Origin of the sequence: Leptospira ilyithenensis (assembly GCF_004771005.1) — a bacterium.
In the GTDB taxonomy this organism is placed as follows: Bacteria; Spirochaetota; Leptospiria; order Leptospirales; family Leptospiraceae; genus Leptospira_A; species Leptospira_A ilyithenensis.
Genome location: NZ_RQHV01000041.1, coordinates 1 through 9,321, shown reverse-complemented (window position 1 = coordinate 9,321; position 9,321 = coordinate 1). Strand labels below are relative to the sequence as shown.

5 protein-coding genes are annotated in these 9,321 nt (G+C 35.6%); all 5 read right to left on the bottom strand.

Features of this window, described 5'->3' with window-relative positions:
- Position 1 precedes the first annotated feature (1 nt).
- The 5 genes from EHS11_RS06655 to EHS11_RS06635 are packed head-to-tail and all read right to left on the bottom strand — an operon-like array spanning position 2 to position 9,066.
- Entirely contained in the window at positions 2–2,095 is a 2,094-nt protein-coding gene (locus EHS11_RS06655) for a DEAD/DEAH box helicase (RefSeq protein ID WP_135763623.1), read from the bottom strand.
- Entirely contained in the window at positions 2,088–3,713 is a 1,626-nt protein-coding gene (locus tag EHS11_RS06650) for a site-specific DNA-methyltransferase (protein WP_135763622.1), read from the bottom strand. The genes EHS11_RS06655 and EHS11_RS06650 overlap by 8 nt, the downstream gene beginning before the upstream one ends.
- A gap of 12 nt (positions 3,714–3,725) precedes the next feature.
- On the bottom strand, positions 3,726–6,035 hold the full coding sequence (locus tag EHS11_RS06645) for a hypothetical protein (protein ID WP_135763621.1): 2,310 nt from the start codon (positions 6,033–6,035) through the stop codon (positions 3,726–3,728).
- Positions 6,032–6,217 (bottom strand): hypothetical protein, encoded by a 186-nt coding sequence (locus EHS11_RS06640; protein ID WP_135763620.1) that lies wholly within the window; start codon positions 6,215–6,217, stop codon positions 6,032–6,034. The genes EHS11_RS06645 and EHS11_RS06640 overlap by 4 nt, the downstream gene beginning before the upstream one ends.
- Complete coding sequence (locus EHS11_RS06635; protein ID WP_210413646.1) at positions 6,214–9,066, bottom strand: SNF2-related protein; 2,853 nt, start codon at positions 9,064–9,066, stop codon at positions 6,214–6,216. Before EHS11_RS06635 ends, EHS11_RS06640 begins: the two co-directional genes overlap by 4 nt.
- Between the last annotated feature and the right edge of the window lie 255 nt (positions 9,067–9,321).

The window sequence follows — 9,321 nt, the reverse complement described above, 5'->3', positions numbered from 1 at the left end:
ACTAGAACCGGTAGAGAACATTTGACCTAAGTAAAGTTAGAGGATTGTGACCGGCGAATACTATATCTGTACACATTACCATCTGTCCGGCAAGATCGTAAAGCAAATCCGCATGATCATCATACGAAATATCTTCAAAATCAATCAATCCTCTCACCAAAAAATCTTCAAGTCGACGTTCATTACGCTTTTTTCCGGAGAATCTCACTACCTCTTCTTGATTAGAATGCAGTGCATGAATTAAAACATCCCTTTCCACAGGTTGTAATCGAACAGATGAGCAATCCAACACAAACTTCCGAAATCTAATACCGTTACCGCTGGTAGGAACAATCAGAATACGTGGAATATCAATTGTTTTATCAATTAAAATCTCTGCTACTTTTTGGGTTATTAACTTCACGTTGGAACTATTTAAAATACCTGGCAAATTCTCATTTCGCAAATTATAAATCTCTTCTGTTTCTTTTGCGATTCTCGCCTGAATCTCAGAATTCAAAAGTTGTTTTGAAGAAGGTAAATCTTCATTCTTTTTGATTATCGAATAAACTACTTCTGCAATTTTTTTATCTTCCTCATTGCTAAATAAAGTTTGAGCATTATGTTTATTCACTGAATTCGATGGATTATCAATTCCATTCAACATTTCGTCAATATTAGATTGGATTACGAAAGTCTCCGCTTTTTCAAGATCCGTACCAGGATCCAGTATTAAAGTCCTTAATCGCAAAGGCGAATCAGAACGATTTGCCTCATCTACAATTTCCTGAAATCGATCGTGAGCTATAATATTGAGTCGATCTACGGCAGCCACACCAGTACGTCTTCCATAAGGGAGCCTAAGTCCTCTACCTATAGATTGCTCTACCAAGGTGCGAGCATTTGCAGCCCTCAAAGGTATGATTGTATAGAGATTGGTTACATCCCAACCTTCTTTTAACATATTTACATGTATTACGATTTCTGTAAGCTCCTCACTTTTTTCCACGGCAAGAAGCCTTTCAACTACTTCTTCTTTTTCTTCTCCTTGTTGTCCCGAGTGTATTTGAATTGTTTTTCCTCTATACCGACTGTCAAAAAAAGTATCAGATTCTATTAACTTTTGTAAATCATCCGCATGAGATGTGTCTCTTGCAATAATCAGAACAAAAGGTTTTACTATTTTTTGGTTTGATTGTAAGGCATAAGTCTTTAATTCAATTTTGGTATTTTCATGCAATCGAACCCCATCTTCAAGTTTTATTCTTTCTAATTGAGTCGGATCAAACTGAGACGGGTTAAAATTCTTTTGGGTCACAACTGCTGGTTCTTTGACAAATCCGTCATCCAATGCTTTTGCGAGTGAATAATTATAAATCACATTCTTAAAATAAACTGGCGTGCGAGCAGTTTCGATGAATGGGGTTGCGGTTAATTCCAACCCCAATATGGGTTTTAATTCGTTGATTGCCCGAAATCCTGCGGATGCTCGATAACGATGAGATTCATCCATGAGTAGCACGAGATCAGGTAATCCTGCTAAGTATTCAAAGTAGCTTTCACCAATATATTCAGAAAGACGTTTGATCTTAGGGGATCTACCTCCCCTTACTTCTGTATTTATTTTAGAAATATTAAAAATATTAATATGAACTCCAGATTCAAAAAAAGTATTCCGAATCCCAACTCCACTTTCGTAATTGTCTCCTGTTACAAGAATAGGAGTCTCAATGGAAAATTCTGAAATTCCCTTAAATACATATTTAGGAGTATTTGGAGTAAAATCAGTTATCAATTTATTATAAATAGTGAGATTTGGCGCAAGTATGAAGAAATGCCTATACGATTTAGCTAAATATAGATAAGCAATAAAAGCCCCCATCAATCTAGTTTTTCCGACACCAGTCGCAATAGCAAAACACAGAGAAGGGAAATCCCTTTCAAAGTCCGTCACATTTGGGTATTCACTTTGGATTGCAGCAAGAATACTATCTAAATCTGAAAATTTGGAGAATTGTCCAATTTCATTAATTCTAGATAAAATTTCTAAACTTTGCCGCTGTGGTTCTCGAAGACTCAAGCGTCCCGCAATGGAATTAACGAATTTATCAACCATTTGTTTCCTCTAAATCAAATAATCCTGGTTGTTCATTTTCCAATTTTGGTGCCATTGGTAAGTTCTCAATTTGCAAGCTATAATCGTCATGACTCCATTCGCATCTTGACAAGACGGCATTAGGGATTTTTTTGATAGTAAGATTCTGAAAATCGGAACTCTTTGCTTGAAAAGCAGAGCACATAACTAGAAGAGTACGTTCACTTCCAACTTCATCTGATAAAATTGCTAATTGATCTCGACCAAAGGTCTGGGTTGTTACATAAATATAGTCAGTTTCTGTAGAATGCCCGTGTATCCAATAGACTGAATCGGAAGGAGAATAAATAAAACCTTCTAATTTACAAATCGCCTCGGCAAGCATTGTTGCATTGTATTGTTTATTGATAACCCAGTTATCCCATTTATCTTTTTCCAATAGCGATGGAGCCAATTTATAATAACGGAAACCCCCTCCTCCTTGCCAATCAACAACTTTAGAGATACCTCCCTGATCCTCTCCATCGATTACTTTTTTTAAACGAGGAATTATATGAGTATGGCAATGTTCACCTAACTCAACCATGATCCAACGCCTACCCATTTTATGAGCAACTGCGCCAGTAGTGCCCGAACCAGCAAAAGAGTCTAGAACAAGATCGCCAGGTTTGGTTGTCCATTCAATAATACGGTATAATAAATCTTCATGCTTTTCGTGAGGGAAATCAGTAATTTTACCCAAAGACCTTAAATTCAACCATACATCAGATAACATTTTATAATTCCTTGGACCAACATAGTATTGTACGGTATTGTCAGGGCCTAAACGCAAGAAATCCGCTTCATTACCATTCTCTCGTTCATATAATTGCCAGTATTCATCAAGTGACATTTGATTTGAAAACTCCTGTTGATACTTTTCATAGATACTTTTCGCGAGAAAAGCACGCTCCTTACTCCAACGCCACTGGCCTTTCTCTGGTGTAATACCAAAAATCTTATACCTCATAGTAGGACGATCTGTTCCTCTCCAAAAAGTATCCCACTTGCCAGGCTGAGGATCATCAAGCTTCTCAAAAAGAGTTTTTAATCTTGTTACATTTGTTTTTGCATATAGATAAACAGTATCATGGCCCGAAGATAAAGAATCAATATCTTCAAATTGTGATTGTATATTCTTAATACCACGACCTACGATTATTTCATTTCGAAAGCAAGAAGACCCAAATACTTCATCTAACAATAATTTAAGTCGAGCGCTTTCCCTATAATCAATCTGAATGAAAATAAAACCATCTTGGCTAAGCAAACCTCGCAAGCACTCCAAACGATCTCTCATTAACCCTAACCAGATAGAGTGCTCTAATCCATCATCATAATGTTCAAATGCACTTCCCGTGTTATATGGAGGATCAATATAGATGCATTTCACCTTACCAGTAAATTCTTGTTCGAGAGCTTTTAGGGCGAGAAGATTATCACCAAAAATCAATCGATTATCAAAAATATCACTTTTCGTTATGCGATGTTTTGAATGATAGCTCTTCTCTGTATCCTGTAATAAAATACGGGGTTCTAATCGAGGTCGATTTTCTTTTCCGATCCAAGTAAGTTCTAGTTTAGTTTTGTTGTTTGCCATTGATTCAGTATTTTATGTTGGGCGCGATGATGGATACAACTGAAGGTTGCTACAATTGCATTCAAGAAAGCTTCCCGATTTATTTTTCTTTGGTAAACTTTCGCATGAATCACAAATCAGAGTATCTGCTACTTCTATTACTGATTTCAAAAAATCCCTTACATCCGAATCAGTCGCTTCACTACCTAAAGAATTAAAATGACATCCTACAGAATTGCGTATCCACTGCGAACTCACTGAATTTTCCAAGAGAGGCTTTAGTTCTATTTCCTTATCCATCTTTTTAACTTTGAGCACCTTGGCTAATTTACTATCCAATCCATTTACCAGATCACCTAAAGTATACTCATTCTGAGGATTTCTTGGTAATAAACACCTGTATTGAATAGTAAGGAAATCAAGTAATGACTCCAATACAATTCCAGCTTTTGAAGCTGCCAATTGACGATCAAAATTTTGCTGAGTCTCTACATTCTTTAATTCTTGAATTGCATTGAAAAACTGTTTTGCTTGGATACCGTTTTTGAGAGTCCATGAGCCAAGCTCAATCACATCAACATTAGAGGACGGCCCTTTCAACCATTTATACCTATCTCTCCAAGGTCTGTAATGTGTAGTAATGATAATCTGATTGAACACTTTAGATTGATCATGAAGTAATTGCATAAATCTATCCATATGTTCAGCGTCTACGGAGGTTAAGACATCATCCAAAATCAGAACTGTCTTATCCGTTTTATAGTATTTTGATAATGCAATAAATACACAAATTCCAAGAGTATCAAGATGCGATTCCGAATAATAGGCCTGCGGCGGAATTTCTTCCTTTCCCTGAAAGGAAGCATCAAATTCTAAAGAACCTATCGCATTCGCCTTCAAGTAAAATCGCGCTTTGCCAATCTCCTCATCCGGATGCAATGTTTTATATAAGCCCGCTACATCATTGGAAATGGAAACAAGAATATTCTCAATATAATCTTTCCGTTCCTTTTCTATAATTTTAAGAATATCTTTTAAATTTAAAAGTGTATTCTCTTTAATTTTCGCTAACGATTCTTTTTCTAAAACTGTGTTTAAATGAGATTGAATCGTTGACTTTAGCAAAATATCTTTCTGATTCTTTTCCCTTCTCGTATCCACAAGATTTTTAATATTTTTTTCGTAATTTTCAATCCAAGCAGAATACAAATCGTGTATTTCGTTTGTAAACTTTGCCGCATTAGAAACAATCTCCATGAAGTCTTGACTAAGATCAAACAATCCTAAAGTTTCCTGAGATGTTTTTTTGTAGAACAGAATAAGATTTTTTAAATTTTGAATATATTGATCTTCAGCATTGATTCTTAGCGTTTTCTTCGCCTCTACTTGAGATTTCGCCTGGTCAGTGACAATTGTTACATTTTTTACATCATCCATTTCAGAAATCCGCAAATCAAGTTGCTGCATAAGAACTTTTAAATCCAATGCAGTTTCGCAGACAGGACATCCATCCAATTCTGTATGCCCACTAATATAATTTTGGGCACTCTGTAAAAGCCTCAACAACTCAGAGTCTTTATTTTTCTTAGTTTGTTCAATTGAAACTTGCTCCTGTTTTGCGGCGACCTCTTTCGAATTAGCGTCTTTTTCAACCAATATAGCTTTATTAAGCTCGATGCGTGCTAGTTCGACACTCCCAACTAACTTTTGTATTTCTATAATCACATTATTTTCGGTGCTTAAGAGCAGAGTATCTGCATTGACTTGGAGCTTAGCCCATTCAATTGCTGAATTCCCCATTTTCCCAGCTTGATCCCACATCACTTCGATTGCATCTCTAGCTTGAGCAATAGATCGTGAATATTCATTGAATAATTTTTCTGTTTCTTTTACAGATTCCCGAAATACACCTTCAACCTTATCTGTATTTGGAACACTTATGAAAGATTTAAGTTCTTCAAAACGTTTTTTAGGCTCTTGTTCGATTAGTTTTAGAATAGTTTGCCTTCTAAGAATCCTTGCATCTGGAACGCTATTATTAGGCGAAGTTCCGCCAGAAATTGTTGCCTTCCAGGTGTTCTTTTCATCTTTTATTTCAACAAAACAATCTGCAGGTTTCTTTCCGATCGTTGGCAAATAACTCTTAGCTTTAGCGCCAATAGAATAGTTAGTTAATGATCCGAAATTACCATTACATAAGAAATCAAAACCATCCACAATTGTAGATTTACCAGTCCCATTTTCGCCAAAGATAAGGGAGAGCGCTTTATTAGAGTTAAATGAAACTTCAACTTGCTCTGATGAGCCACGAAAATTCTTTAATAATATAGATTTTATTCTCATTCTTTCGGTCCTTCATCAGTCTTTACTTTTTGGCTTTCTAATAAAAATACTAAATCTGTGACTGTACAATTACCTGTCTTCACCCAATCAGAAATTCTATTTACGGTAGCATCGTTCCATCTATCATCTGTTTTTAATTTTGAAGATACTTTCAAAGATATTTCTTCATCAGGACTACTCATATGATCCTCCAACCGATTTCAAAAATAGTTTTTTTCGAATAATTTACTGTAAGTTTTTTTTCAATTTCTACTATAAATTCACCACGTCGCCGATCTATATCATCTTGAGCGTCAAAAAGCGCCTTACGTTTATTAGTTCTAATTTGTTCAAGTGATTTAATTTCTTTTTGGAAAGAAAGTTTTTCAGCTAATGTCTGAGCAGCGACAGATAGTCGTCGAGTATCACGAATTTTCCTATCAAATTCTTTGATTTCCCTTTCTAAACCCAATTTTAAATCTTCTGCCCAGCTCTCTAACTTTTCCGCTTCTTCCTCAAAATATTTTGCATTTCTTTCTGAAATTCGCGATTGAATCATGGTCTCTTTTCCTAAAACCATTTTCGCCATTTGTTCGGTATGATAGGAGTGTATTAAAACATCAGGAAGGACTCGACCTCCGATTGAAAAAAAACGAGAAGTGATATCCTCTTCTAATGGTTCACCATCGTCCGTCAATCCTGCAAAAAGTAAATACTCTTCTTCTTGCACTGGGGTATTGGCATAAACAAGGTCTACCCTAAGAACGCCTGATTTTCCTTTCAAATTTTCTAATATCGTAATTTTGCCTTCATGCTCCGATAGATTGAATTCGACTATCTCATTTGGCAAATTTCTCATTTTACTTCTTTCCAATAATAAATCCGCTAAAGGGTGCCCAAGCCGATACAAATGTGCCTCTCCAGATCGTCTTGGCAATTCATACAAACCTGTTGGATAATCTCCTTCAAAATTTTTTTGCTTTAGCAAAAAGGATGAGTCAGAAAGAAACTCAGCTATACCTGATAATTCATACTGGGTTAGCTTCATTAATTTATTTTCAAATTGTGTTCGACTTTCTTTTGAGGCGGAATGGCGTACTATTAATTTTTCCCTAACTTCATCGTCAAAATTTTCTAACAATTTTGTACGAGTATTCTGAAGCTGTGCATCAATTTCCTTACTCATCTCAGCTTGTAATGAATCGAAGGCGGCTTGTATCTCTTCCGATTTTCTATAATTTTGATAAATACTTACAATTCTTTTTTCAAAATCAACGCCTGATTCTACCGAACCCAGTATTTCATCACTTGCACCGAAAACACCTTCAAATAGCATAAATTTCTCAGAAAGAAGTTGATATACCCTTTGATCTGCTTCATTAGTTTCATTTAGAAAATTTACAACTACCACATCATGCTTTTGCCCATATCGATGACATCGGCCTATTCTTTGTTCAATTCTTTGAGGATTCCAAGGAAGATCATAATTCACAATTAAGGAGCAAAACTGTAAGTTGATTCCTTCAGCTCCTGCCTCAGTTGCAATCATTACCTGACCTTCCTCTCTAAAGTAATCAACAAGCGCTGATCGCATATCAGCTGTTTTTGAACCTGTAACTTTATCGGTATCTTTATAGCGAATTAACCATTTTTTATAAATTTCTTTGGAGCGCTCATCGTTGTTAGATCCATTAAATAAGAACAATCCATGTTTCCAAGGGCTATCAGATAGAATTCTGGTCAAATAATCCTGCGTTCTTCTTGACTCAGTAAAGATAATTGCTTTTTTTTCTGCACCGATCGTCTCAATCTGATGAAATGCCTTTTCTAGGGCAGTTAAAAGTGCTTTCCCTTTTGCATTTTCATCAATACTTAAGGCTAAGTTTCTAAACTTTTGTAATTCTATAATTTCTTGCTTGATCTCTTCTATATCTTGTACATTCAAAGATTCACTGTCTTCTGTTTCATCCCATTCTTCTTGTATTTCATCCAAAGCTTCATAATCACTTCCCACTTCGCCTAATATGTCAATGCGAACTTTCGACTGTTGAAGTTTCAACTCTAATCTCTGAATCATTGTATCTAAAGTTCCACTAATTGCGAAGCTAGAAGAGGCTAATAACTTTCGAATTACTAGAATCATCAATGCTTTTTGACTATTCGGTAAAGCATAAAGATTGCTCCTTTGCAAATACTCTGAAACTAAATCATATAGAAGAGCCTCATTTTTTTCAGGAACAAAAGATTGTAAAATCGGCAATCGATTCGTATAACGAATATAAGGAAGAACTTGCCTTCGGAGAGTTCTTTTTATTACGTTCGATATTCTACCACGAAGCATTGTTATTCCAAAATCTCCTGGCATATTATTGAATTGCTCGCGAAAACTTTCTAAGTCTCCGAAAACTTGCTCATCCACAAAGCTAATCAATCCATATAACTCAAGTAAAGAATTTTGCAATGGAGTTGCAGTCAGTAATATCTTAGGGACATTTCTGAATGTTTCTTTTAAGGCATTTGCAATTTTATTGGTAGGTTTATAAACATTCCTAAGACGATGCGCTTCATCAAATACAACAAGATCCCATGGAATTAATTGAACTTCTTCCGTTTTGTTTCTGGCAAATTGATATGAGCAAATAATTACATTCTCAGAAAGAAAAGGTGAATTTTGTCCTTCTTTAATTTGGGTTTTATAAGATTTCGTTTCAAGGATAAAGCAGGGCAGAAAGAATTTTTCACTTAACTCTTGGTACCATTGCTTCCGTAAATTTGACGGAACAATAATCAGTATCTTTCTTTTTCTTTCCGCCCACTTCTGTGAGATTACCAAGCCAGCCTCGATTGTCTTACCTAATCCAACTTCATCAGCAAGGATTGCACCTTTTGTTAATGGGGATTGAAAAGCAAAAAGTGCAGCATCTACCTGATGCGGGTTTAATTCAACCTGAGCATCGACCAAAGCCCTGGATAAACGTTGATCGTCATCAATCGGGAATTTCCTTGTGAGTTCAAATGCCGTTAATTTTGAATGATAATTAGTCCAACTCACAATTTTTTAAACCCTTCCCCTTAATGTTTTTGAAGAATACTTACCTAAGTTCTTCCAAAATCTCTTCGCTAGAAATAGCACACTTTGTATATAAATCTAACAAATATTAATTCAAGAATTTTAGGTTCAATATAGATTTATTTTAAACCTTAGGTGAGACAAAATAAAAGGGAAATTAAAAAAGCATTTATCCGCCTAAAACAAAAAAGCCTCCGATCTTACGACCAAAGGCTTTCCCAACTTTATACGACAAAG

Bases quoted from the DNA above. Each gene is read 5' to 3' on its own strand.
- EHS11_RS06655 (WP_135763623.1), bottom strand. From the start codon at position 2,095: ATGGTTGATAAATTCGTTAATTCCATTGCGGGACGCTTGAGTCTTCGA.
- EHS11_RS06640 (WP_135763620.1), bottom strand. From the start codon at position 6,217: ATGAGTAGTCCTGATGAAGAAATATCTTTGAAAGTATCTTCAAAATTA.
- EHS11_RS06645 (WP_135763621.1), bottom strand. From the start codon at position 6,035: ATGAGAATAAAATCTATATTATTAAAGAATTTTCGTGGCTCATCAGAG.
- EHS11_RS06650 (WP_135763622.1), bottom strand. From the start codon at position 3,713: ATGGCAAACAACAAAACTAAACTAGAACTTACTTGGATCGGAAAAGAA.